19 protein-coding genes and 1 tRNA gene are annotated in these 23,923 nt (G+C 73.2%); 7 read left to right on the top strand and 13 right to left on the bottom strand.

Annotated features, from left to right (window positions below; all coding sequences use genetic code 11):
- Positions 1–10 precede the first annotated feature (10 nt).
- Entirely contained in the window at positions 11–700 is a 690-nt protein-coding gene (locus PUR71_RS21080; RefSeq protein ID WP_329928611.1) for a TetR family transcriptional regulator, read from the bottom strand.
- 189 nt (positions 701–889) lie between these two features.
- Here PUR71_RS21080 and PUR71_RS21075 point away from each other — a divergent pair, with 189 nt between their 5' ends.
- Entirely contained in the window at positions 890–2,371 is a 1,482-nt protein-coding gene (locus PUR71_RS21075; RefSeq protein WP_329928610.1) for an MFS transporter, read from the top strand.
- A gap of 98 nt (positions 2,372–2,469) precedes the next feature.
- Here PUR71_RS21075 and PUR71_RS21070 read toward each other — a convergent pair whose 3' ends face one another.
- On the bottom strand, positions 2,470–3,018 hold the full coding sequence (locus PUR71_RS21070; RefSeq protein WP_329928609.1) for a GNAT family N-acetyltransferase: 549 nt from the start codon (positions 3,016–3,018) through the stop codon (positions 2,470–2,472).
- An 88-nt stretch (positions 3,019–3,106) separates the two neighbouring features.
- Between PUR71_RS21070 and PUR71_RS21065 the strand changes: the two genes are divergently transcribed.
- The gene (locus PUR71_RS21065) at positions 3,107–3,823 is read left to right on the top strand and encodes a TetR/AcrR family transcriptional regulator (protein ID WP_329928608.1); all 717 of its coding nucleotides are present in this window, start codon (positions 3,107–3,109) and stop codon (positions 3,821–3,823) included.
- A 205-nt stretch (positions 3,824–4,028) separates the two neighbouring features.
- On the opposite strand, the gene PUR71_RS21060 is transcribed toward PUR71_RS21065, so the two are convergent.
- A tRNA-Arg gene (locus PUR71_RS21060) sits at positions 4,029–4,104 on the bottom strand.
- Positions 4,105–4,739: 635 nt separating this feature from the next.
- Between PUR71_RS21060 and PUR71_RS21055 the strand changes: the two genes are divergently transcribed.
- The 5 genes from PUR71_RS21055 to PUR71_RS21035 all read left to right on the top strand — a co-directional run bounded on the left by PUR71_RS21055 (position 4,740) and on the right by PUR71_RS21035 (position 10,454).
- Positions 4,740–5,357 carry a single-stranded DNA-binding protein gene (locus PUR71_RS21055; RefSeq protein WP_329928607.1) on the top strand — a complete coding sequence of 206 codons (618 nt, stop codon included), beginning with the start codon at positions 4,740–4,742 and terminating at the stop codon, positions 5,355–5,357.
- A 353-nt stretch (positions 5,358–5,710) separates the two neighbouring features.
- Positions 5,711–7,165, top strand: coding sequence for a Cys-Gln thioester bond-forming surface protein (locus PUR71_RS21050; RefSeq protein WP_329928606.1), 1,455 nt, complete (start codon positions 5,711–5,713; stop codon positions 7,163–7,165).
- Between the two features lie 255 nt (positions 7,166–7,420).
- Positions 7,421–9,085: an energy-dependent translational throttle protein EttA gene (gene ettA, locus PUR71_RS21045; RefSeq protein WP_329928605.1), complete on the top strand. Its 1,665-nt coding sequence runs from the start codon at positions 7,421–7,423 to the stop codon at positions 9,083–9,085.
- A 118-nt stretch (positions 9,086–9,203) separates the two neighbouring features.
- A complete protein-coding gene (locus PUR71_RS21040) occupies positions 9,204–9,683 on the top strand; it encodes an acyl-CoA thioesterase (RefSeq protein WP_329928604.1) in 480 nt (159 codons plus the stop codon).
- Between the two features lie 60 nt (positions 9,684–9,743).
- Complete coding sequence (locus tag PUR71_RS21035; protein WP_329928603.1) at positions 9,744–10,454, top strand: hypothetical protein; 711 nt, start codon at positions 9,744–9,746, stop codon at positions 10,452–10,454.
- Between the two features lie 9 nt (positions 10,455–10,463).
- Here PUR71_RS21035 and PUR71_RS21030 read toward each other — a convergent pair whose 3' ends face one another.
- The 10 genes from PUR71_RS21030 to PUR71_RS20985 form a co-directional block, all read right to left on the bottom strand.
- A complete protein-coding gene (locus tag PUR71_RS21030) occupies positions 10,464–10,868 on the bottom strand; it encodes a globin (protein ID WP_329928602.1) in 405 nt (134 codons plus the stop codon).
- A gap of 108 nt (positions 10,869–10,976) precedes the next feature.
- Positions 10,977–12,140 carry an ABC transporter permease gene (locus tag PUR71_RS21025; protein WP_329928601.1) on the bottom strand — a complete coding sequence of 388 codons (1,164 nt, stop codon included), beginning with the start codon at positions 12,138–12,140 and terminating at the stop codon, positions 10,977–10,979.
- On the bottom strand, positions 12,137–13,054 hold the full coding sequence (locus PUR71_RS21020) for an ABC transporter ATP-binding protein (RefSeq protein WP_329928600.1): 918 nt from the start codon (positions 13,052–13,054) through the stop codon (positions 12,137–12,139). The genes PUR71_RS21025 and PUR71_RS21020 overlap by 4 nt, the downstream gene beginning before the upstream one ends.
- Before the next feature lie 130 nt (positions 13,055–13,184).
- Positions 13,185–14,096, bottom strand: a complete 912-nt coding sequence (locus tag PUR71_RS21015; protein WP_329928599.1) for an FHA domain-containing protein — start codon at positions 14,094–14,096, stop codon at positions 13,185–13,187.
- A gap of 262 nt (positions 14,097–14,358) precedes the next feature.
- A complete protein-coding gene (locus PUR71_RS21010) occupies positions 14,359–15,711 on the bottom strand; it encodes a vWA domain-containing protein (RefSeq protein ID WP_329928598.1) in 1,353 nt (450 codons plus the stop codon).
- A gap of 104 nt (positions 15,712–15,815) precedes the next feature.
- Positions 15,816–17,156: a PP2C family serine/threonine-protein phosphatase gene (locus tag PUR71_RS21005; RefSeq protein WP_329928597.1), complete on the bottom strand. Its 1,341-nt coding sequence runs from the start codon at positions 17,154–17,156 to the stop codon at positions 15,816–15,818.
- Positions 17,157–17,159: 3 nt separating this feature from the next.
- Entirely contained in the window at positions 17,160–19,670 is a 2,511-nt protein-coding gene (locus PUR71_RS21000) for a serine/threonine-protein kinase (RefSeq protein WP_329928596.1), read from the bottom strand.
- A gap of 5 nt (positions 19,671–19,675) precedes the next feature.
- On the bottom strand, positions 19,676–21,028 hold the full coding sequence (locus PUR71_RS20995) for a hypothetical protein (RefSeq protein WP_329928595.1): 1,353 nt from the start codon (positions 21,026–21,028) through the stop codon (positions 19,676–19,678).
- Between the two features lie 194 nt (positions 21,029–21,222).
- A complete protein-coding gene (locus PUR71_RS20990; protein ID WP_329928594.1) occupies positions 21,223–22,173 on the bottom strand; it encodes a glutamate ABC transporter substrate-binding protein in 951 nt (316 codons plus the stop codon).
- A 15-nt stretch (positions 22,174–22,188) separates the two neighbouring features.
- A complete protein-coding gene (locus PUR71_RS20985) occupies positions 22,189–23,508 on the bottom strand; it encodes a hypothetical protein (RefSeq protein ID WP_329928593.1) in 1,320 nt (439 codons plus the stop codon).
- Positions 23,509–23,923 lie beyond the last annotated feature (415 nt).

Raw genomic sequence — 23,923 nt, 5'->3', positions numbered from 1 at the left:
GCCCACTCTCTCAGGCCGTGCCGGCGCAGTAGTCGCCGAGGCCCCGCTCGACGAGGGCGAACGCGCGGCGGGCGCGGTCGAGGGCGGCCGGCAGGGCCTCGGCGGCGCGCTCGCCGGCCAGCATGCGGAGCTGGTTCTCGGTGGTCAGGGTCAGCCGGACGGCCAGCAGCTGGGCCCCGGCGACCTGGGCGGTGAGCTCGTCGTGGGCCGGGTCCTGGGCGAGCAGCTCGGCGGTGAGCAGCGTCTGGGCCTGGCGGCCGAAGCCGGCGGCGGCGCGCATCGCGAGCGCGGGGGTGCCGTGGACCAGCCGGACCACCTCCAGCACGACCGTGTCGTCGTTGAGGCCGGTGGCGGGGTCGAGCCGTTCGAGCGCGGCCAGGAAGTGGTCGCGCAGGGCCGTCACCGCCGAGGCGCCGGGGGCGCGGTCGCGCACCACCCGGACCGGCTCGTCGAGGTGCTGCTCCATCGGGCCCATGACCAGGTCTTCCTTGGTGGGGAAGTAGTTGAAGACGGTCATCTTGGACACCTCGGCGGCGGCCGCGATCTCGGCCACCGACACCTGGTCGAAGCCGCGTTCGGCGAACAGCCCGATGGCCGCCCGGAAGATCCGGATGCCGGTCTGGATCTTCTTGCGCTCGCGCAGCGGGAGCGCGTCGAGGTCGCGGTGGGGGCCGAGGTCCATGCCGTGGTGCGTCGCCATGATCAGACTGTACCAGGCTCAAAGATGGCCCTGGATGAAACTTTGTCTGAGCTGAAGAATCGATCTGGCTAAAGAATTGACTCGGTACATGTTGCCTGCCATGGTGGTGGACGTGCCGCCGGGCCGTACCGGTCCGGCTCCGAACTCCACCGTCTCCGGGGGGACCCACCGATGGCTTCCGAAAGCCCCATGACACCCGTCCGGCGCAATCTGGGCATGCTGCTCTGCCTGGTCACGATCGTGCTGGCGGTGCTCGACTCGAACATCGTGTCCGCGGCCACGGTGCCGATCGTCCGCGACCTCGACCCGGTCCACGGCGTCGACCGGCTGCCCTGGCTGATCAGCGCCTTCTCGCTGGCCGCGACCGCGCTGCTGCCGCTCTACGGCAAGCTCTGCGACGTCTACGGCGCCAAGCGGGTGCTGCTCGGCGCGGTCGGCACCTTCCTGCTCGGCTCGGTGGCCTGCGGCGCGGCGCAGACGATGGGTCAGCTGATCGCCTTCCGGGCCGTCCAGGGCATCGGCGGCGGCGGGCTGATGAGCGTCACGATGGTCGTCATCGCCCACCTCAGGGGTCCGGAGGAGGGCGGCGCCGGCAAGGGCGGCGCGATGGGCGGCATCATCGCGGGCATCGGCATGGCCGTCGGCCCTCTGGTGGGCGCGCTGTTCACCGACCACGTCGGCTGGCGCTGGATCTTCTACGTGAACCTGCCGCTCGGCCTGCTCGTGCTGGTCGGCGCCGCCCTGGTGATCAAGCTGCCCCGGACGGCCGGCCGTCGCGGCCTGGACTTCCTCGGCGCCGCCCTCGCGGCCGCCTTCGCCACCGGGCTGCTGCTGGTCACCGAGTGGGGCGGCAAGGACCACGCCTGGACCTCCCCGGTGATCCTCGGGACCTCCGCCGCCACCCTCGCCGCGCTCGGCCTCTTCCTGTGGCGCCAGGCCACCGCCGCCGAACCGGTGCTGCCGCTCTCGCTGTTCCGGATCCCGGTCGTGCGGATCGGCTTCGCCGTCCAGGGCTTCGCCGGGATGGGCATGATGGGCGCGATCGTGTACGTGATGATCTACCTGCAGATCGCCCGGGGGATCGCCCCGACCTCGGCCAGCCTCTACCTGATCCCGATGGCCGTCGGGATGACCGCGGCGGGCGTGGTGGTCGGCCGGCTGACGGCCCGCGGCCACGCGCCGCGGACCTTCCTGGTCGCCGGGGCCGCCTTCGCGGCCGTCGCCCTCGCACTGCTGGGGCTCAGTGGCCCGGACACCGGCCTGTGGGCGGTGGGCCTCGAACTCGCCCTGCTCGGCGCCGGGTTCGGCCAGCTGATCGGGCAGCTGATCCCGCTGGTGCAGGACGCGGCCCCGCAGCACCAGCTCGGCGTGGCGACCACCGGCATCCGGTTCTTCCAGACCCTCGGCAACGCGCTCGGCGCGGCGCTCTTCGGCACCCTGCTGGCCCGGGTCTTCTCGGCGGGCGAGCCCGGCCGGTCGCTGGGCGCGCTGCGGACGCTGACCGGGGTGGCCCGGGACCACGCGGTGCACAGCTTCACGGACGCGGTGGACGTGGTCTTCCTGTCGGCGGCCGGGGTGATGGGGCTGGTGCTGCTGCTCGCGCTGCGGCTGCGGACGCCGGCCGCGGAGGTGCCGGCCGGGTCGGCGGACCGGCCGGTGCTGGCGGCCTGAGCGGAGCCGTGCCCGGTCGGCACGGGAAGGAGCGGGGCCCGGTGGATCGCAGGGGGATCCACCGGGCCCCGCTCTTCGCTTCCGCGCGGCCGGGAGCGTCAGACCTGCGGCTTCCACTCGGTCGCCAGGATCCCCCAGATCTGCTTGTCGTGGCGGACGCCGTTGTGCGGGTACCACTCGCGCAGGGTGCCGTCCAGCGTCATGCCGACCCGTTCGGCGACGGCGCGGCTGCGGGCGTTGCCGGCGGAGCACCACCACTCGGCGCGGTGCAGGCCCCGGGTGACGAAGGCGTGGTCGAGCAGGTGCCGGACGGTGGCGGTGATCAGCCCGCCGCCCTCGCCGGCCGGCTCGGTCCAGGCGCCGATCTCGCACACCCCGCTCTGGGTGCTGAAGCTCACGAACATCACGCCGCCGACGAGCGTGCCGTCGCGCCAGATGCCGAAGATCCGGCCGGCGTCGGCGGCCTGCTTGTCGGCGTAGCGCTGCAGGGTGGCCCGGGCCGAGTCGAGGTCGGTGGAGAAGGTGGCCCACGGGATCCACGGGTCGGTGTGGGCCCGGGCGCGGTCGATGTGGGCGAGGAACTCGGGGGCCTGCCACGGCTCCAGCGGGCGCAGTTCGGCGTTCTCGGCGAGCGGTACGGCAAACAAGGGTGGGGCCTTTCCGGGGAGTGCGCGGGACGGGCGTTCCGCCTGGAGCATCATTCATAACAAACGTTTGGTATGTACGATAGCCCCCATGACACCGGCCCGTGGAGACCATGACGCCCGCCGCCTCGAAGTCTCCGAGGGGGTCTGGCGGGTGCTCTCGACCCGCGGCTTCGAAGGGCTGACGCTGCGCGCGGTGGCCGCCGAACTGGGCGCCTCCACCGGCCTGCTGACGCACTACTTCCCCAACAAGCGGGCCCTGCTGGGCCACGCCCTGGAGGAGCTGGACCGGCGCTCGCTCTCCCGGCCCCGGCGCACCGCCCCGGCCGACGGCACCCCGCCGCCGCCCGCCGGGCTGGCCCGGCTGCGGGCCGCGCTGCTCGACGTCCTTCCGCTGGACGAGGCCGCGGTGGCCGGCAACCGGATCTGGGTCGGCTCCTGGGACGTCGCCCTGGCCGACGCCGAGCTCACGGCCGCCCACGCGGGCCGCTACGGGCGCTCGCGCGAGGCCCTGACGGGGCACGTGGCGGACGCGCAGCGGCTGGGGGAGTTGCCGGCCGGGACGGACGCCGCGGAGCTCGCGGCGGGCGCGCAGGCCTTCGTGCTGGGGCTCGTGGTGCAGGCGCTGTTCTCGCCGGGGGAGTTCCCGCCGGAGCGGCAGGTCGCGCTCCTGGACGCCCACCTGGCGGGGCTGGCGGGGCGCGTGGCGCAGTCTCCGGCTCCTTCCGGGTCTTCCGGGTCTTCCGGGCCTTCCGGGCCTTCGGGTCCTTCCGGGCCTTGCCGGCCTTCCGGGCCGGACGGGGACTGAAGGCCGGAACGGCCGAATCCGCACCGAGAGGGTGGATTCGCCGGATTTCCGTCGTTCGGCGGGCGTCGCGCGTTTGGTCCTCAGTGGCGCCGAATGCCGGAGTGAGTTTCTCGCGATGGCCATGACACGCATGGTCACGACTTATGAGCGGTGCGTGTGCGGGGGATTTCCCGGCGGCCGCGGCGGCGGCCCGCGAATTGGCAGGTGGTGCCCCCAGCAGGATTCGAACCTGCGACCTACCGCTTAGAAGGCGGGTGCTCTATCCGCTGAGCTATGGGGGCGGGACGGGCTGCGCCCGAGTGGGCGCGACCGTTGCCGGGATCGGGCGGCGGGCGCGTGGGGCGCCCGGGTCCGTCCCCGTACCTGAGGGTTGGGGTGGGGGTTGGCAAGCCCTCGCCCTGTCGGGGACAGGATAAGGGTGTCCAGTTCCTCGGCCGGGTTCGACGGCACCGCCGTTGGTGTGTCGGCTCCGGTGGAGCGGTCCGATAATCGCAGGTGAACGCCGTGTGTGCAGCGTTCTGGCAGCGTTCCGCGCCGGACGTTGTGCAGTCGTTACGGGGCTGCCGCCTCACCCGTTATGGATTCGGCACGGAGAAACTACCGCGTACGGCGCGGGTGGGGGACCCAATTCAGCTTCCTTCGGTCGGATGACGTGGGCGGACGGCGGCCGGCCCGCGTTCCCCGGTGGCGGGGGAGGGCCGGGAAGGGTCCTGATTGTTGTCATGCTCGCGAAGAGTCTGGGGTCCGCAGGGGAGCGGAAGGATGAAATTCACCCCTGCGAGTGACAAGAGTTTTCCACAAGGCCGAGTTGTCCACAGGATTTCGGAAGTTCCTGGCGTGGATTTCCCGTGAAGCGCACTCTCGTCCCGCACCGGTCGATTCCGTACGGTGCATCGGCGGGAACGGAGAGTGCGCTGTGAACGAGACTCAGGTGACGGTGATCGGCAATGTCGCGACGGAGGTGAGCTACGGCGAAACGGGCAGCGGGGTGCCGATGGCCCACTTCCGGCTCGCCTCCACCGAGCGGCGCTACGACCGCGAGCGCCAGTGCTGGGTGGACGGCGAGACGCAGTGGGTGACGGTGACGGCCTGGCGGGCGCTCGCGGTGAACCTCATCGGCTCGCTCGCCAAGGGCGATCCGGTGGTGGTGAGCGGCCGGCTCCGGGTGCGGGAGTGGGCGGAGGGCGAGGGCAAGCGCAGCCGGGTGGAGATCGACGCCCGGTCGGTCGGGCACGATCTCAATCGCGGGACCTCGGCGTTCCGTTGGGCCGCGGGTGCACGGGGGCACCCGCCGGTGGGGGTCGGGGCCGCCGCTGCCGAGCCCGGCGGGCCGGCCGGGGGCGAGGCGGTGCCGGGGTGGATCGCCGACGCCCTGGCCGCGCGGAAGGCCTCGGCGGTGGTGTCCGCGGCGGCCGCGGCGGCGTCCGAACGTGGGGCGGGTGGGGCGGATGCGGTGCCCGAGGGGGTGTCCGGTGAAGGCGGCGAGGTGTCCGGAAAGGGAAGCGGGGGTGACGTCCAGGGGCTGCTGATCTGACGCGCAGTCGACCAGAAGTGTCGACAAATATGTAGATCGAGGCGGTTGTTGCGCCCGCACGCGCAATCTCCCCCGATAACGGAAAGTGGCCGAGAGTTTCTGGCCGATCGTCAGCTTGTGTGGAAACTGGGAGGGTTGATAACGATACAGATACGGAATCGTCCTGATTTCGCATGGAGGTTTGCGGGCCTCCGGGGGTCAATAGGATTCATCTGGTTCATACCCCGCAGCGGCGCCACAGGGGGCGCGCGCGGCAAGGCAAGTCGGCGGGCTGCCCATCGGCACGGCCCGGCCCGGAGGGAAACCAGATGGTTCAGATGCAGGGGCGGAGTCTTCCCCGCATAGCTACTGTCATGCTCACGACCAGCATTGCGCTGGGCGGAGGCCTGTTCGCGGCCGGTGCGGCGGCTGCGGCCGCACCCGGCGCGGGCGTGACCGCCATCGTCCAGGACACGATGCTCGGCGAGAAGATCGACATCGAGGGCGGCGAAACCGTCAACGGCGGTCTGTTCACGCTCAAGACGGACAGTGGTGAGCTCCAGACCTACTGCATCGACTTCGGCAACCCCGTCTACCTCGACAGCGGGGCGCAGTACCAGGAGTCGGACTGGAAGTCGAGCTCGCTCGGCCGCAAGGACAAGGCGCAGGACGCCTCCAAGATCCGCTGGATCCTGGAGAACTCCTACCCGCAGGTCACCGACCTCGCCAAGCTGTCCAAGGACGCCGGCGTCACCGGCCAGCTCTCCCCGGAGGACGCCGCGGCCGGCACCCAGGCCGCGATCTGGAAGTTCTCGGACGGCAAGAACGCCACCCCGCGCGACGGCAAGGCCAAGCAGCTGCGCGACTACCTGATCGGCGACAAGAACAAGGGCATCGCGGCCGAGCCGAAGCCCTCGCTCACGCTCGCCCCGGAGTCCGTCTCGGGCAAGTCGGGCGGCAAGCTCGGTCCGTTCACCCTCAACTCCAGCGCCGCCCAGGTGAAGCTGGCGGTGGCCGGTTCGGCCGCCGACAAGATCAAGGTCCTCGACAAGGACGGCAAGCAGGTCAACGGCGTCCTGAACGGCCCGATCGCCAAGGACACCCAGCTCTTCCTCGACGTCCCGGCCGGCACCCCGGACGGTGGGGCCACCCTCACCGCTTCGGCCGAGACCGTCGTCCCGAGCGGCCGCGTGTTCCTCAGCGAGGGCTACACCCCCGAGAAGCACAGCCAGACCATGATCCTGGCCGGCTCCAGCAAGCTGAGCGTCAGCGCCACCGCCAAGGCCACCTGGAAGCAGGGCAAGGGCGCGCTGCTCGACAGCATCGCCCAGGTCGAGTGCGACAGCAACGGCGTGCGGGTGACCGTCGCCAACGGCGGTGACGAGGCCGGCACCGTCAACGTGAAGCCGGTGGGCAAGGACCTGGTCGTCCAGCCCGGCAAGACCGAGAGCCTGGTCGTCCCGGTCGACAACAAGGCCGCCTACGACATCACCGTCACCGGCCCGAACGGCTACACCCACAACTTCAAGGGAATCCTGGACTGCAAGGGCACCGGCACCCCGGTGACCCCGAGCTCCGGCCCGTCCACCCCGGCCGCCACCGGCAAGCCGTCCACCCCGGCCGGCACCCCGTCCGCCTCGGTGAGCACCGCCGCCCACCCGGCCCCGGCCGTCACCAGCTCGGCCCCGGGCACCGGTGGTCTGGCCCAGACCGGTGCCAGCAGCAACACCCCGATCCTGGCCGGCGTCGCCGGCGCCCTGGTCATCGCCGGTGGTGCCGCGGTCTTCTTCCTGCGTCGCCGTGGCCGCCACGGTGGCAGCGCCGCCTGAACCGGTAGGACGCACTAGCCGCACGGCTCAGTAGCGCGACGGCCCGGCTCCCCGCACCAACTGCGGAGGGCCGGGCCGTCGGCATTGCGGGAGGAGCGGGGGAGGAGTGGCGGGAGGCATCGGGGTGCAGCCGGGCCGCCGGTCCGTCCTGGATACCCCGGTGGGGTCACCCGGGCGGTTCGGGGCTCCCGGCCGGTGCGGCACAATGGAAGGCTGCAAGCCGAATTACTCCCGACGACGCCGGAGCGATCTCACGTGGCGGAATACATCTACACGATGCGCAAGGTGCGCAAGGCGCACGGAGACAAGGTCATCCTTGACGACGTGACGCTCAGCTTCCTCCCCGGAGCGAAGATCGGCGTCGTGGGCCCCAACGGTGCCGGTAAGTCCACCGTGCTGAAGATGATGGCCGGCCTGGAGCAGCCCTCCAACGGCGACGCCTTCCTCTCGCCCGGCTTCACCGTCGGCATGCTCCTCCAGGAGCCGCCGCTGGACGAGTCCAAGACGGTCCTGGAGAACGTCCAGGACGGCGTCAAGGAGATCAAGGGCAAGCTCGACCGCTTCAACGAGATCGCCGAGCTCATGGCGACCGACTACTCGGACGCGCTGCTCGACGAGATGGGCAAGCTCCAGGAGGAGCTGGACCACGCCGAGGCCTGGGACCTGGACGCCCAGCTCGAGCAGGCCATGGACGCCCTGGGCTGCCCGCCCGGCGACTGGGCCGTCACCAAGCTCTCCGGTGGCGAGAAGCGCCGCGTCGCGCTCTGCAAGCTGCTGCTGGAGGCGCCCGACCTGCTGCTCCTCGACGAGCCCACCAACCACCTGGACGCCGAGTCGGTGAACTGGCTGGAGCAGCACCTGGAGAAGTACAAGGGCACCGTCGTCGCCGTCACCCACGACCGGTACTTCCTGGACAACGTCGCCCAGTGGATCCTGGAGCTCGACCGCGGCCGCGCCTACCCGTACGAGGGCAACTACTCCACCTACCTGGAGACCAAGCAGTCCCGTCTCAAGGTCGAGGGGCAGAAGGACGCCAAGCGCGCCAAGCGCCTCAAGGAAGAGCTCGAGTGGGTCCGCTCGAACGCCAAGGGCCGCCAGGCGAAGTCCAAGGCCCGTCTGGCCCGCTACGAGGAGATGGCGGCCGAGGCCGACAAGATGCGGAAGCTGGACTTCGAGGAGATCCAGATCCCGCCGGGCCCGCGCCTGGGCAGCGTCGTCATCGAGGTCGAGAACCTCAACAAGGCCTTCGGCGAGAAGGTCCTGATCGACGACCTGAGCTTCACCCTGCCGCGCAACGGCATCGTCGGCATCATCGGCCCGAACGGCGCCGGCAAGACCACCCTGTTCAAGATGCTCCAGGACCTGGAGACCCCGGACAGCGGCACGGTCAAGGTCGGCGAGACCGTCAAGATCAGCTACGTCGACCAGACCCGCTCCAACATCGACCCGAAGAAGACCCTCTGGGAGGTCGTCTCCGACGGTCTGGACTGGATCAACGTCGGCCAGGTCGAGATGCCGTCCCGCGCCTACGTGTCGGCCTTCGGCTTCAAGGGTCCGGACCAGCAGAAGCCGGCCGGCGTGCTCTCCGGTGGTGAGCGCAACCGCCTGAACCTGGCGCTCACCCTCAAGCAGGGCGGCAACCTGCTGCTCCTCGACGAGCCCACCAACGACCTCGACGTCGAGACGCTCTCCTCGCTGGAGAACGCCCTGCTGGAGTTCCCCGGCTGCGCCGTGGTCATCTCCCACGACCGCTGGTTCCTCGACCGGGTGGCCACCCACATCCTCGCCTACGAGGGCGAGAGCAAGTGGTTCTGGTTCGAGGGCAACTTCGAGTCGTACGAGAAGAACAAGATCGAGCGACTGGGCGCCGACGCCGCCCGTCCGCACCGGGCCACCTACAAGAAGCTGACCCGCGGCTGACACCCAGCTGTCACGACGGCCCGGCAGACCGCCCACCCGGGTGGCCTGCCGGGCCGCGGCCCGCCACCGCCGACCGGCGGGGGCGACCGGGGGCGACCGGACACCGAGGAGAACACCTGTGGCCCGCCACATCTACGCCTGCCCGCTGCGCTGGTCCGACATGGACGCCTTCGGGCACGTCAACAACGTGGTCTTCCTGCGCTACCTGGAGGAGGCCCGGATCGACTTCATGTTCACCCAGGCCGCCGCGGCCGGCGCCGGGGAGTTCGCGGGCGGGTCGGTCGTGGCGCGCCACGAGATCGACTACAAGCGGCCGTTGGTGCACCGTCCGGAGCCGGTGACCATCGAGACCTGGGTGACCAAGATCGGCGTCGCCTCGCTGACGGTGGCCTACGAGATCAAGGACACCGACGAGGACGGCCGCGACATCGTGTACGTCCGTGCCTCGACCGTGGTCGTGCCCTACGACCTGGCCGAGCAGCGCCCGCGCCGGATCTCGGCGGTGGAGCGGCAGTTCCTGTCCCGCTTCACGGACGAGCACGGCGTGGACGAGTCCGTCCCGGCGCAGAAGGACGAAGCGGCCGTCGCCGTCGCCTGAGTGCCGTCCGAGCGCCGCCCGAGCGCAGAAGAACCCGCTACCGATGAGAGTCGAACCACGTTGACCACCTCCGACCGCCTCGTGCTGACCGACGCCGGCGAGGCCGCCGACCTGTCCGCCTTCCTGGTGCGCCTGCTGCGCTTCGACAAGGCGGCGTCGGTGCGGTTGCAGGCGGTGGCCCCGGCCCCGGCCGTGGGCGAGGCCGGCGGCGACGGCGTGCTGGCGGTCTTCGGGCGGCTGCCACTGGGCGGTTCGGGCGCGCTGGCGATCCGCACCGCCCGGCTGACCGGCCTCGGCGAGCCGGTCGACCGGACCGTCTCGGCGGGTCAACTGCTGGACGCCGTCGACGCGCAGACGGGCGCGGTCGCGCTGCCCGCCCCGGTGACCGGCCCGGCCTGGGCGGGCCTGCTGCCGCCGCGCACCGGCTGGCGTCCGGTCGGGGAGCCGGCGGTGGCCCGGGTGTACCCGGAACTGATGGCCGGCGTGCGGGAGTTCCGCGAGCGCAGCGAGGCCGTCCCGGCGCACCACCGCAGCCGCGCGGTGCTGGACGAGCTGGCCGACGAGATCTGGTCGCGCCCGGTGGCGGCGCTGCCGGAGCTGCCGCTGCGGGCGGTCCACGCGGCGTACGTGATCGGCTTCCTGAAGCCGGACGCCCCGCTGACCGTGCACCGGGCCGGCGGCTGGCTGCGGCTCAGCGCCCCGGCCGGGTCGGTGGCGGTCCGCACGGCGGCCGCGCCCGGCGCGGGGCTGGGTCTCAGCCCGCTGCGGTGAAGCCCCCGCTCAGCCCTCGGTGTTGATCATCGAGGCGGCGGCGTAGGTGAGGTAGTCCCACAGCTGCTGCTCGTCCTCGGCGGGCAGGGTGAGCTCGTCGACGGCCGTGCGCATGTGCTTGAGCCAGGCGTCGTGGGCCGCGCGGTCCACCTTGAACGGCACGTGCCGCATCCGCAGCCGCGGGTGGCCGCGGTGCTCGCTGTAGGTGCGGGGGCCGCCCCAGTACTGCATGAGGAAGAGGACCAGGCGCTCCTCGGCGGGGCCGAGGTCCTCCTCGGGGTACATCGGGCGCAGCAACTCGTCCTCGGCGACGCCCTGGTAGAACCGGTGGACCAACCGCCGGAAGGTCGGCTCGCCGCCGACCTTGTCGAAGAAGCTCTCCTCGCTGAGCGTGCCACGCCGGATCTCATTCACCCGACCATGGTCGCAGACGGCGGCGGGGCCGTACACCGGGACCAAAGGCGTACGACCCCGCGCGGAGGGGCGACCGGGGAGCGACGGTCAGGCGTCGTTCCGGACGGATCAGACGTCGTCCCACTTGAACAGCTTCGCCGAGATGAGCGTCAGCACGACGGCGAAGCCCAGCAGGATGCCCATGGCGGGCAGCGCGTCCATGACGCCGCCGCCGCGGCTGAGCACCGACCCCGCGGCGTCGACGAGGTGGCGCAGCGGCAGGACCTCGGAGATGGTCTTCAGCCAGCCCGGGGCGTCGTCCATCTTGAAGAAGGAGCCGGAGAGGAACGACATCGGCAGCACGATGATCTGCGAGATGCCGTTGGCCGCCTCCTCGGTCTTGGCGATCGAGCCGGCCAGCAGGCCGATCGACATGAAGGCGACGGTCGCGCAGATCACCAGGGGGATGATCAGCCACCAGTCGCCGCTGAGCTTGAGCCCGAAGAACGGCGTGGTGGCGACGACCAGGAAGATCGCGGTCTGGGCGAGGGCGGTGACCACCGACACCACGACCCGGGAGGCGATCACCGAGAAGGCGCTGACCGGGGCCAGCCGCAGCCGGCGGAGCACCTTCTGCTTGCGCCAGCCGACCAGCGTCAGCGAGGCGCCGAAGACGGCGCCGGTGGCGACGGCCCAGCCGAGCAGGCCGGGGGTGAGGAACTGGATCGGCTTGAGCGACTGGTCCTCGACCTGGGTCGCGTCCAGCGAGAACGCCGGCGGCTTGCCGGTGGCCTGCTGGTAGGCGGCCTGGTTGGCCTGCTGGACGATCGCGTTGAGGATGCCCTGGACGGAACCGGCGCGGACCTGGTCGGCGGCGCTGAAGTGCAGCTCGATCTTCCCGTCGGGGCCCTGCTCGATCAGCGCGTCGAGGTCGCCCTTGCGCACCTTGGTGAGCGCGGTGGCCTCGTCGTCGGTCCTGCTGATCTCCAGGACCTTGGCGAGCTCCGCACGGCCCTCGCCCTGCACCGAGTCCAGCACCTGGACGGCGCCGACCTGGGCGACCTTGGCGTGCGGGCTGGTGGCGCCCTTGAGCAGGGTGCCGAACAGCAGCAGGAACATCAGCGGGAACAGCATGACGAAGAAGACGGCGCTGCGGTCGCGCTTGAACGACAGCAGCATCGAGCGCGACAGGCTCCAGAAGGCGCTGACCCGCTCCCGCTCGCTGTCGGCGCCGACGGGCGAACCGCCGCGCTGGGCGGGCACCTTCGGCTCGGTGGACTGGGTGGCACTCATGCCCGGTACTCCCGTCCGGTCAGCTGGAGGAAGACGTCCTCCAGGGTGGCGCCGCGCACTTCGAGGCCGCGCAGGGCGTTGTGCTCGGCGAGGACGGCCAGGATCGGGGCCGGGAGGCGGGTGGAGAGGGACAGCGTGGTGCCGTCGTCCTCCAGGGAGGCGGTCTCGGCGCCGGCCGCGGCGAGCAGGTCGCGCGCGCGGTCGAGGGCGAGCTGCCCGGACTCGACGCTGATCCGGACGGTGTCGTCGATCTCGCGGATCAACGCCGCGGGGGCGCCGGTGTGCAGGATCCTGCCGTGGTCCATGATCGAGACCCGGTCGCAGAGGATCTCGGCCTCGTCCAGGTAGTGGGTGGTCAGGACGACGGTGCGGCCCTCGCGGTTGATGTCCCGCAGGAGGTCCCAGAGGTTGCGCCGGGCCTGCGGGTCGAGGCCGGTGGTGGGCTCGTCGAGGAAGACGAGCTCCGGGTCGTGGGCGAGCGCGCAGGCGATGGACAGGCGCTGGGCCTGGCCGCCGGACATCTGCTCGGTCATCACCCCGGCCTTGTCGGCCAGGCCGACGCGCTCCAGCATCGCGTCGGCCCGCCTGGGGCCGACCCCGTAGAACGACGCGAAGGTGCGGATGGTCTCCCGGGCGGTGAGCTTGCGGAAGAAGGCGGAGGCCTGGAACTGCACGCCGATGCGCGGCAGCAGGTGCGGGTTGCGCGGCCAGGGGGCCATCCCCAACAGCTCGATCCGGCCCTCGTCGGGCTTGCGGATCCCTTCCAGGATCTCCAGCGTGGTGGTCTTCCCGGCGCCGTTGGGGCCCAGGATCCCGTAGAATTCGCCGGCTTCGACCGTGAGTGACACCCCGTCGACAGCCTGCACGTCCCCGTACCGCTGACGGATGCCGTCGGCGGATATAGCTGCAGTCATGGGCCCAGAGCGTAGGGCTTTCCTCTGAAGATATGCACATCACGACGAGGGATTTGTGCATTGTCTGAGGAACCGGACAACACGCGGGCCGGGCGGATCTTTCCATCCGCCCGGCCCTGTTGAGCATCGGTCAGGCGCGGTGCACGGTGATGGTCGTCCAGGCGCCGATGTGGATCCGGTCACCGTCGTTCAGCGGCACGGCGACGTGCGGGGTGATCGGCTCGGCGCCGCCGTTGACCGTCGTGCCGTTGGTCGAGTCCTGGTCGACCAGCACCCAGCTGCCGTCCGCCTGCTCGGCCAGCAGCGCGTGCTGGTGCGAGGCGCCCGGGTCCTCCGGCGGCACCGACAGGTCGATCTCCGGGACGGTGCCGCGGTGCTGGCTGCGCCGGCCGATCCGCAGCTGGCCGCGGCCGGTCAGCGGGACGCGGCGCTCGGGGCAGTACGGCGGGAAGAACAGGCCGGCCGCCTCGGGGCCGCTGCGGGCCATCATCTCGGTGAAGTACTCGCGGTCGGCCGCGACCACGGCGATCCAGTTGGTCCGCACCGGCTGCGGCGCGGCGGCCGCGGGCTGTGGCTGCGGCGCCACCGGCGGGGCCAGGTTGAACGACGTGCCGAAGTCGCGGTTGCCCGGGTCGGCGTAGACCGGGCCGGAGTCCTCCCGCACCGGGGCCTCCGGGTAGGCGGCCTCGGGGAAGGCGTTCTCCGGCGGCGGGTAGCCGTAGGTGTGCGGCTGCTGCTGGGCCGGGGCGTGCTGCTGGGCGGGCGGCTGCACCGGCGCCGGGGCCGGGGCCGGACCGCCGTACGCCGCCGGGATGTTCAGCGGCGCGGGCGCCTGCACCGGCGGGGGCACCGGGGCGTGGCCGGCCGGGTTCTGCCGCTGCGAGGGGGCGGACAGGTCGTAGTCGTACCCGCACTCCTCGCAGAACCGGCCGGTCTGCGGGCTGCGGCAGATCGGGCAGACCGCCAGGCCCTCGGTCAGGCCCTGCGCCGCCGGCGGGACCGCTCCGGGCGGCGGCACGGCGCCCGGCGGCATCGGCGGCATCGGCGCCCCGTACGGTGCACCGCCGTGCTGCGTGTGCCCGGCGGGTGCGCCGGGCGCGGGTGCGGCTCCGTACGCCCCCGGGTGGGCCCCGGGCGGGGCCGGGGGCGGCGGAGTCATCGGAAAGCCGCAGAAGTCGCACCAGTCCTCGGCCTGTGACTCATGGCCCCTCGGGCAGATCGGCATCAGGTCCCCCTCAGTTCGTGCCGGCTTGGGGCGGCGGTCGAGCCGGGCCGGGGCCCGGTCACGTCTTCAGCGGTAGCGGTCACTTCTTCACACGTACGGTCTTCGTCGACCGGGTCTCGAGGGTCATCGAGTCGGCCTCGCTCACGTTCTTACGGAACCGAACCGTACCCTCCTTCGGGTCCACGACGTCGACCACCTTCTGCAGCAGCTTGTAGGTGCCCTCGTTCCCGGTCGCGTGGGCGATCCGGACGGCGGCGCCGAGCTTGGCGGTCGCGGTGTCGACGTCTCCGGCGCGGTGCGCCTCCAGGCCCTCCTGGATGGAGGAGGCGAGCTCGGCCTGGCCGGTGTAGTGGGCGACCTGCGGGCTGATCCGGGTGGAGGAGGCGAGGTCGTCCGTCCAGACGGCCTTGACCAGGCCCTGGGAGAGCACCTCGGGAGTGCCGCCGGCGGCCTGCGGGGGCAGCACGAGGCTGACCCGGGCGGCGAGCATCTCGTTGCCGATGGAGGCGGCCGGGACCTCGACGCACACGTGGTAGTCGCGGCTCTCGTCGCCCCAGGAGCCGGTGGGGTAGTCGCCGGCCCGCGGCCCGGCCTCGGCGCGCCGGGCGGTGAGGTCCTCGACGCTCGGGGCGACCTGCTTGACGAACTTGACCGAGGCGTTGGCCGGGGTCCAGATCCGCAGCGCGACGTCGGCGACCTGCTTGCCCATGGCGCCGGCCATCATCGAGCGGAAGTCGTCGGCGAGGCCGGCCGGCTCGGCGACGATGTCGACGGTGCCGAGCAGCGCGGAGGAGATCGTGCGCAGTTCGTCGATCCGCCAGTCGGTGCCGACGCCGCGGCAGTCGGCGGTGAAGTGGCCGGTGACGCGCTCGATGTTGCGGGCGAGGTCCTGCGCCGACTCGTGCTCGTTGTTGCCGTCGGTGAGCAGGATGGCGTGCCGGATGGAGATGTCGCGGCGGGTCAGGAAGAGCTTGTCGGCCTTGGCGAGCCAGGTGCCCATGGCGGTGCCGCCGGCCGCGGTGAGGCGGCGCAGGGACTCCTTGGCGTGCTCGCGGGTGGTGGCGGAGGCGGTCGCGAGGGTGCCGTCGCCGGGGTAGATGTCGCGGGCCTCGTGGGTGCCGGCGACGACGGCGAAGGCGGTGCCGTCGCGCAGGGCGTCGATGGCGGCGGCGGTGGCCTCGCGGGCGCCATTGATCTTGCTCTTGGGGTAGTCCATCGAGCCGGAGCAGTCGACCAGGATGACGACGGCGGCGTCGGCGGCCCCCTGCGTCCCGGCGTCGGCGACGCCGAGCGGGCGGCCGCCGGTGGTGCCGCCGCCGGTCGCGGTGACGGTGACGATGGCGTTGACCTCGCGGGCGCCGTCGGCGAGGAACTCGTTCTGGAAGATGTCCACGTCGAACCTGGGCAGGTTCGGCTTAGCCAGTGTTGCCATGGGCCGGTGGCTCCCGTCGGGATGAAGGGTGGATGCGGGATCGGTTCGGTGCGCCCCGCCCGGCGCTCGGGCCGGGCGGTGCGCAGGGGCGGACCGTCGGGCCGTCAGGCGGTCGGCGGGTGCGCAGGCTGGGGCGGGACGGGCGGCCCGCCGGGGGCGCCCGGCGGGCCGGCCGGGGGCGCGGGCGGTGCGGGCGGTGCGGCCGGCGTCGGCGGCACCCGGGGCGGCAACGGCGCGGCGGGGGAGCCGATCACCGGGAGGTCCGGCAGGGTCGGCTCGTAGTCGGGGTCGTCCTGCGGGTCCGGCCGCTGCGCGCCGGCCGGGGTGATCACCGGCAGGTCGAGGGCGGTCGGGGTCTGCTCGACGTCCTCGGTGTCCTGGGCACCGAGACCGGCGGGCGGGTCGATCGGCAGGACGGCGACGGTGATGTTGTCGTGGCCGCCGGCGGCGACCGCGAACTTCACCAGCGTCTGCGCCGCCGCGAGCGGCTCGGTCCGGGCGTCGGGCCGGACGTAGTAGGCGAGGTCGGTGGCGGCCTCGGCGTAGTTCCACAGGCCGTCGGTGCAGATCAGCAGCACCCCGGGGACGTGCGGGGTGAAGTCCAGCGTGTGCGGGACGACCTCCTCGGCGTCGGCGCCGAGCCAGCCGGTGATCGCGTGGGCGCGCGGGTCGGCGTAGGCCTCGGCCTCGCCCATGAGGCCGGCCTCGACCATCCGGGCCGCCCAGGAGTCGTCCTGGGTGAGCCGGAAGGGCTCGGCGGCGGCCCGGTCGTCCGGGATCCAGTAGGCGCGGGTGTCGCCGACCCAGCCGATGGTGACCCGGCCGCCGGCCGCGATGGCGCTGACGTAGGTGCAGGCGGGCGCGTTGAGGTCGGGCCGGGCGGGCCCGGCGCCGGCGCCGGCGAGGTCGGCGACGGCCTTGGCGGCGTCGGCGATGGCCCGGCGCATCGCGGTGTCCGGGTCGGTGCCCGCCTCCAGGGCGCTGAGCAGCGACTCGGAGGCGGCGTCGACGGCGGTCTCGGAGGCCTCGTCCGGGCGGTCCGACGAGGAGACGCCGTCGCACACGACGGCGACGACGGCGGGCTCGCCGCCGGGCAGCGAGGTCGCGGCGACGGTGAAGGAGTCCTCGTTGCGGTGGTGGCGCACGCCGCGGTCGCTGACCCCGGCGACGCCCCCGAGGGCCTTCTCCATGTGGTCGCGCGGGCGCGGCTGGGCGCCGCCGCACGCCTCGCAGTAGCCGTCGGCGCCGACCTGCGGCAGGCCGCAGTGGACGCAGACCGGCCCGTGCTGCTGCGCGGGGACGGACTCGGCGTGGGGGGAGGCCCAGCCCGCGGGCATCGCGCCCGGGGCGGGCCGGCTGTCCCGGCCGGTCCCGCAGGCGCCGCAGAAGGCGTCCTCCGGGTCCAGCGGTTCGGAACAGCTCGGGCACACGGTTCGCTGCGGCATCGGCTACACCCACGTCCTGGGGCGGGCGCGGTTGGCCCGTTCCACCATCTCGATCCTGGTCTCGGCCCGGTCGGCCAACCGGGCGAGTACCCGGTAGGACTGTTCCAGGGCGAAGCGCAGTTCCCGCTCGTCGGCGGGTCGTCCGAGTACTGTCGGCCGCCCGCCCTGGGCGGCCCCGGCGGAGCCGGCGGTGACCCAGCCGAGGGCGGCCCGGAGCACCTCCACGGACAGTTCCTCGCGCCGGCGGTCGTCCAGCTTCAGGGCCGTCAGCTGGTCGGAGCCGGCCGCGAGGTCGGCGCCGAGCGGCTCCGTCGCGGGGCGCTCGCGCAGGCGGGCGCGGACGGCGGCGATGCGGGCCGCGGTGTACTGGCTGGAGGTGGCCGGGACGGACTCCAGGACGCGGACGGCGTCCGGCCGCATCCCCTCGCCGAGGCGGACCCGGGCGAGGCCGAAGGCGGCGCTGAGGTAGGACTGGTCGGTGGTCCAGACGAGCCGGTAGAACTCGGCCGCGTCGCCGCCGTCGCCGAGCAGTTCGGCGCAGATGGCGAGGGCCAGCTTGGGGGCGCTCTCGCCGGGGAAGGCGTCGTAGACGGCGTCGAAGGCCTCGGCGGCGGCCCGCAGGGAGGCCTCGTCGGGCGCGCCGCTCCCGGTGGTGGCGCCGACGAGGGCGGCGAGGCCGCGGTACCAGACCACCCGCCAGTCGTCGGAGTGGTCCTGCTCCAGCGCCGCGAGCGCGGCCTGGGCCTCGTCGTGGCGGCCGAGTTCGAGCAGGGCGCGCAGTTCGCGCAGGCGGCGTTCGGCGGAGTCGGCGGGGGCGCCGGCCAGCGCGGCGAGCGCCTCCCGGGGGTCGGTGGCGAGCAGGGTCGCGAGGAAGCCCGCGTTGGGGTCGCCGGGGTCGACCCGGGGGACGGGCAGCGCGAGGGCGGCGGCGGCCGGATCGAGCCCGGCCACCCTGAGCTGTCCGGCGTGCTCGGTGGGCAGCACCAACTCGGTGTCGACGACGCGCAGTTCGGGGCCGAACAGGGTGGAGGGCGCGGGCCGGGCCCGGCCGTCCTGGAGGGCGAGGACCTCCCGCAGCACACCGGTGAGCTGGTCGGCCATCTCCTCGGCGGAGGCGAAGCGGCGGGCCGGGTCGGGGTCGGTGGCGCGGACCAGGAAGCGGTAGTACGACTCGTACGTCGCGAAGACCTCGACGTCCTCGGGGCCGGGCAGCGAGTCGCGGTAGGTGGTGCTGTAGCCCTGGAAGTCGAAGGTGAGCACCGCGAGGGTGCGGGCGACGGTGTAGAGGTCGGAGGCGGGGGAGGGGCCGAGGCTCGCGATCTCGGGGGCCTGGTAGCCGACGGTGCCGTAGATCGGGCCGTCGTGGTCGAGGCGGCAGACCGCGCCCATGTCGATGATCTTGAGCGCGTCGCCGCTCTGGATCACGTTGTCGATCTTGAAGTCACAGTAGATCAGGCCCCGGGCGTGCAGGTACCCGAGCGCCGGCAGCGCCTCCAGCGCGTACGCGATCCCCACCTCGACGGGCAGCGGCTCGCGCCGGCCGTCCGGGGTGCGGCGGTCGTTGGCGATGTCCTTGAGCGACTTGCCGCCGACGTACTCCATGACGATGTAGCCGTCGGTGGAGCCGGAGCCGATGTCCAGGTGCTCGGCGAAGTTGATGATCCGGACGATGTTCGGGTGGTCCACCTCGGCCAGGAAGCGCCGCTCGGCGACGGCCGCGGCCAGCGCGTCCTCGTCGCCGGTGTTCAGCAGGCCCTTGAGGACCACCCACTTGTCGTTGACCCGGCGGTCCACCGCGAGGTAGATCCAGCCGAGGCCGCCGTGCGCCAGGCAGCCCACCACCTCGTACTGCCCGCCGACGAGGTCCCCACGGCGCAGCTTGGGCGTGAACGAGTACGGCGTGCCGCACTTGGTGCAGAAGCCGTCCGGTCGGCCCGGTCGGCCGTCCTTCTCCCGGCCCACCGGGGCCTCGCACTTGGCGCAGAAGCGCTTGCGCTCGGGCACCTCGGGGTTCTCCAGCACCGCGAGGGACGGGTCGGCCGTCTCCACGGTCGGGACGCTCACCAGGCCGGCGCCGAGCCTGCTGCGGGTGCCGGCGCTGACGCTGCCGCGGGTGCTGCGCACCGAGACCGAGCGGCTGCTGCCGGTGCGGGTCGAGCGGTGCGAGCGGGAACGGCCGGACATCGAGCGCGAGGAGCCGGTGCGGGCCGACATCGAGCGGACGGAGTTGCCGGTGTCCGGGGCGACCCGGGCCGAGGGCACGTACGGCTGGGTGATGCCGGTGTCGGTGCCGGGCGCGGTGAGGCCGCACTCGTCGCAGTAGCCGTCCGCGTCGATCGTGCCGGCGCAGTCGCGCGGGCACGGGGAGCCGGGACCGGCCACCGCCTTCGGGGGCGCGGCGGCCTTCGCGGAGGCGGTGCCGGCCACCGGGGCCAGCCCGCACTCGTCGCAGTAGCCGTCGGCGTCGATCGTCCCGTTGCCGGTGCAATCCGGCCGTGTGCACGCCTCGCCCATCAACCTCAGCCCCCCTGGACCTGTCCGTCGACCGGCGTCTGGCCGGTCTCCTCGTGTGCGGGCTCGGCGTGCGCCGGCCGCAGCGACTGCTGGAAGCGGGCCACCGCGGCGGCCGCCGCCCGCAGGTCGCAGGGCGCGCTCCACAGCAGCCAGCGCGCCTTCTCGTACCGCTCGATCACTTCCGGGTCCTCGGACACCCGCAGCCGCGCGGCCATCGCCTTGTAGGCGTCCAGCCGGCCGCGCAGTTCCGCCCGCACGGCGAGCGGCTGGGTGACCTCGGTCAGCGACTGGCGGGCGCGGGCCAGCTCCTTGGCGGCGGCGTCCTCCAGCGCGTCCAGCAGCGGCGCCAGCCGGCTCCACTGGCCGGCCTGCCGCAACTCCAGGGCCACGACGATCCGTTCGCGCAGCGCCGAGGCCGGGCCGGGCACCGCGGGGACGTCGCTGGCGGCTATCTTCGCCAGCACCTCGCCGCGCGCGCGGCGGGCCTCGCCGAGCGTCGCGTCGGCCCGCTGGAGCAGGTCGCCGACGCCCTGGAGGCGCTCCTCGGCGTCGTCGCGCAGCCGCAGCAGGTTCTCCAGCTCCAGCCGGACGCCGTCCAGCGCCCGCCCGGCCCGGTCGAAGCGCTCGGTGTCCACCACCCCGGTCGGGGAGGCGAACGCGCCGCCCTCCGGGACGGTGCCGCGCTGGGCGGGCACCCGGGCCGGGCGCCACAGCGCGAGCGGGTCGCCGCGCACCTCGGTGCGCAGGGCCGTCAGGTCGGCGTCCAGAGCGGCCAGGTCGTCGCCCAGCGGGTGGGTGGCGGCGTGGACGCCGAGCGAGGCGGCGAGCGTGCGCACCCGCTGGAGTTCGGCGAGGAGCAGGTCGATCCGGGCCGGCAGCGCGGACCACACCGCGTCGGCGGCGCTGACCACCTCCAGGACGGTGGCGTACCAGGAGTTCATCCTGGCCATCAGTGCGTCCAGGCTGACCCGCTCGACCAGCTTGGCGGGCGCGCCGAGCAGGTGCGGTCCATCCGGCAGCGCGCCGCCCGGGACGGTCACCGCGTCGCCGGTCAACAGTTCGCTCAGTTCGGCGAGTTCGGCCGAGCCCGGCTTGGCCTTGCGGGCCCGTACGGCGCGCGCCGAGGCGAGCGCCTCCGAGTACCGGTCGAACAGCGCCCACAGCAGCGGCAGGCCCTTCCCGGCGACGGCCCAGCGCTCCTGCGTCCGCCCGGACAGCCCGGCGCCGTCCAGCAGCCGCAGGCCCGGGTGGTCCTGCAGGGCCAGTAGCGCCGACTCGACCGCGTCGCGCTCGGCGCCGAGGCGCGCGAGCGCGCGGTCCACCTCCTCCCGGTTCAGTACCGGGCCAGCAGATGCCACCGCCGTCCATCCTTCCTTCACCGACCCGGCCCTGACGGGCTGCGGATCTCCCCGTGCACGACGGGTCTCCCCGTGGTGATCGTCCCGAACCCTAGCCGGTGCCCCTTCGGGGGGAGCGGGCGCGGGGCGTCAAGACGGCGTCAACGGTCCGCGCCCGCTCCGGCCCGCCGCAGGCCGTTCCCGGCGGGCCGTTCCTAGTGGGCCGTCCCGCCCGGCCAGTAGTGGTCGGCGTCGTTGAGCATGTACGGCTTGAGCCAGCGCTCGTACGAGCTGCGCCAGGCGCCGCTCGCGTAGTAGTCGGCCAGTACCTGGTTGACCCGCGCGGTGAGATCGGGGCTGCTCTTGAGCATCGCGACGCCGATGACCTCGGGCTGCGCCTCGCCGTCCACGATCCGCACCGTCTGGTCCTGGGCGGCCTGGCCGGCCGCGAGGCCGTCGTCGGTCATCGTGGCGTCGACCTTGCCGAGTTGCATCAGGACCAGGCAGTCCAGCTGGTTCTCGACCGGGACGACCTGCTTGGCGACCTTCTTGACGTCCTTCAGCACCGTCGCGGCGGTGGAGCCGTTGGCGGCGCACACGGTCTTGTCGGTGATCGCGTCGTCGAGGTTCTTCGCCGGCGAGGCCCGGGGCACCAGCACCCGCTGGGTGATGTTGAAGTACGGCTTGGAGAAGGCCACCTGCTCCATCCGCTGGCAGTTGATCGTCATGGTGCGGACGATCAGGTCGACCCGGCCCTTCTGGATGGCGTCGACGCGGTCGGCCGTCGCCACCGGCTTGAGCACGACCTTGTTCGGGTCGCCCATGATGGCGGCGCCGATCGCGCGGGCGAGGTCGATGTCGAAGCCCTCGATCTGGCCGGTGTTCGGGTTGCGGGCGCCCCAGCGGAAGCTGTTCTGGTCCACGCCGATCACCAGGCTGCGCCGGGCCTTGACGGCCTTCACCGCCGGGCCGTCCTCCGTGCTCGGCGGCACGCTCTGGTAGATGTCGCAGGGCCCGGCCTGCGGTTGCCGCGGTGCCAGCGGCGCCGTTTGCGCCGCGAGCGGTGCGGCGCCGGACGGGCCGCCCCCGCCGAGCACCACGGCGCAGGACGCCAGCAGCGCCAGCGCCGTCACCGTGCGGGTCCGTACGGTCCCCTTGTCGCGCATGTGTCCCTCCCCCCTCTACCGGTACTCGGCCAGTCGGCGGCCGAGGCCGCGCAGCGCCGCCGCCGCGGCCAGCAGGCCGAGGACGGCGACCGCGGCGGCGGTGGTGCGCAGGTCGCCGTCGGTGCCGTCGGCGGCCTTGTGGAACTCCCGCTGCTCGGTCTCCGCGGCCTTCGCGAGCTGCTGGTCGGTCGCGTTGAACGCGGCGTCGGCGGTGTTCGGCGCCTTGGCCGGGTCGGCCGTCACCGTCGCGTCCAGGGCGCCCTGGTAGTCCGCCTCGTCCGTCTCCAGCTTCTTGGCCGCGTCGTGCCGGGCGGACCACGCGTCGAACTGCTCCGCCGCCTCGCCGACGGTGTCCCGGGCGGACGCCGGCGCCAGCCGGAACGCCTCCGGCAGCGAGCCGGGGCGGGACTCCTCCGGGGTGCCCGCGGGCACGGCCTGCGCCAGGTGCGTCGTCGTCGCGGACCACAGCTCCGCGTACTTGGTGGTCGAACCGCGGGCGACGTAGTGCAGGTTCTCCGCCAGGCGGGCCGTCAGCACGTCCACCCGCGCGGTGTTGAGGGCGCGCAGCGGGGTGGCGCCGAGGCGGTCGCTGTCGTCCAGCGCGGAACTCGTGGTGGCGCCGGTGACGGCCAGCCAGAGCGCGCCCGCGAGGACGGCGGCGGTGGCGCCCAGCAGGCCGACGTTGAACACCCGGTTGGTGCGGCGGAACAGCACCACCTGCACCCAGACCAGCGTGCCGAGGGTGAGCAGCCCGAGCGCGTAGGCGCCCCAGGGGGCGGACTTCGCCTGGTCGTAGTCGTCCGAGAGCTCCTTGTTCTCGAACGCCGTCAGCTCGGCCGCGGCCGGCAGCAGCACGTTGCGCATCTGGTCCGAGGCGTAGCGCAGGTAGGCGCCGCCGAGCGGGAAGCCCTGCCGGTTGTCCGCCCGCGCGCTCTCCACCAGGCCGGCGTAGACGGGCAGTTGCTGGTTGAGCCGGGCCAGCGAGCCCTGCGCGGGGGAGGAGGACGTCGTCCGGGCGGCGGCCTCGGCGATCAGCCGGGCGGCCGTCGAGAGGTCCTGCTCGTAGCGGTCCCGGACGGCCTTCGGCTCGGCGCCCGCGAGCAGGAAGCCGGTGGCCGCGGTGGTGTCCGCGTCCGCGAGCGAACGGTGGATGTCCGCGGCCGCCTCGCTCAGCGGCTGGCTGTACGACACCACCCGCTCGGCGGCCTGCGCCCGCGTCTCCAGCTGCCAGGCGCTCAGCCCCCCGAACGCCACGGTCAGCACCGCCAGCACCGCCCCGGCCAGTCGCAGCCGGCCGGGCGCGGTGCGCGCGGCCCGCGCCAGCCGGGCCTTCACGCCGGCCGGTGACAGCGCCGAAGGCCGGCGCCCGGCCGGTGCCCCGCCGGGCCGCGGCGCCGGGGCGCCCGCCCGGCCCGGCGTCGCCGGCGGACGGTTCGGCCGTGCCGGAACCACGGCGCCCGCCGCGCCGCTACCTCTTGGTGTCGCCACCCGCCTCATCCTCCCCTGGGGCCCGGCCCGTCCTCCGGTGCCCGGCCGATGCCAGCAGTATGGCCGTGACTCCCCCCGGCCACACCCGAGTTGCGCCGATCTTGAGCTTCGCCGTGCACGACAGGGGCCCGCTGCCTCCGCGAATTCTTCATACGTATTCCCGATCGGTCCCCCTGGGCGGAGGCGGGCGGCGACCGCTGCGACGCGGATCCGGGCCCGCGCGGTTCCCGGGCGTGCGGTCCGTCAGTCCCCGGCCTGTCGG

The sequence above is a fragment of the Streptomyces sp. SP17BM10 genome (assembly GCF_036322405.1).
GTDB lineage: Bacteria > Actinomycetota > Actinomycetes > Streptomycetales > Streptomycetaceae > Kitasatospora.
The sequence above is the reverse complement of the archived record's forward strand: the minus strand, read 5'-3'. Positions and strand labels throughout refer to the sequence as shown.

What these genes read in the sequence shown, in the direction of transcription:
- PUR71_RS21005 (WP_329928597.1), bottom strand. Translation starts at nt 17,156, where the DNA reads ATGCCGCAGCGAACCGTGTGCCCGAGCTGTTCCGAACCGCTGGACCCG.
- PUR71_RS21000 (WP_329928596.1), bottom strand. Translation starts at nt 19,670, where the DNA reads ATGGGCGAGGCGTGCACACGGCCGGATTGCACCGGCAACGGGACGATC.
- PUR71_RS21065 (WP_329928608.1), top strand. Translation starts at nt 3,107, where the DNA reads ATGACACCGGCCCGTGGAGACCATGACGCCCGCCGCCTCGAAGTCTCC.
- PUR71_RS21010 (WP_329928598.1), bottom strand. Translation starts at nt 15,711, where the DNA reads ATGGCAACACTGGCTAAGCCGAACCTGCCCAGGTTCGACGTGGACATC.
- PUR71_RS20990 (WP_329928594.1), bottom strand. Translation starts at nt 22,173, where the DNA reads ATGCGCGACAAGGGGACCGTACGGACCCGCACGGTGACGGCGCTGGCG.
- PUR71_RS21025 (WP_329928601.1), bottom strand. Translation starts at nt 12,140, where the DNA reads ATGAGTGCCACCCAGTCCACCGAGCCGAAGGTGCCCGCCCAGCGCGGC.
- PUR71_RS21015 (WP_329928599.1), bottom strand. Translation starts at nt 14,096, where the DNA reads ATGCCGCCGATGCCGCCGGGCGCCGTGCCGCCGCCCGGAGCGGTCCCG.
- PUR71_RS21075 (WP_329928610.1), top strand. Translation starts at nt 890, where the DNA reads ATGACACCCGTCCGGCGCAATCTGGGCATGCTGCTCTGCCTGGTCACG.
- PUR71_RS21050 (WP_329928606.1), top strand. Translation starts at nt 5,711, where the DNA reads ATGCTCACGACCAGCATTGCGCTGGGCGGAGGCCTGTTCGCGGCCGGT.
- PUR71_RS21020 (WP_329928600.1), bottom strand. Translation starts at nt 13,054, where the DNA reads ATGACTGCAGCTATATCCGCCGACGGCATCCGTCAGCGGTACGGGGAC.
- PUR71_RS21080 (WP_329928611.1), bottom strand. Translation starts at nt 700, where the DNA reads ATGGCGACGCACCACGGCATGGACCTCGGCCCCCACCGCGACCTCGAC.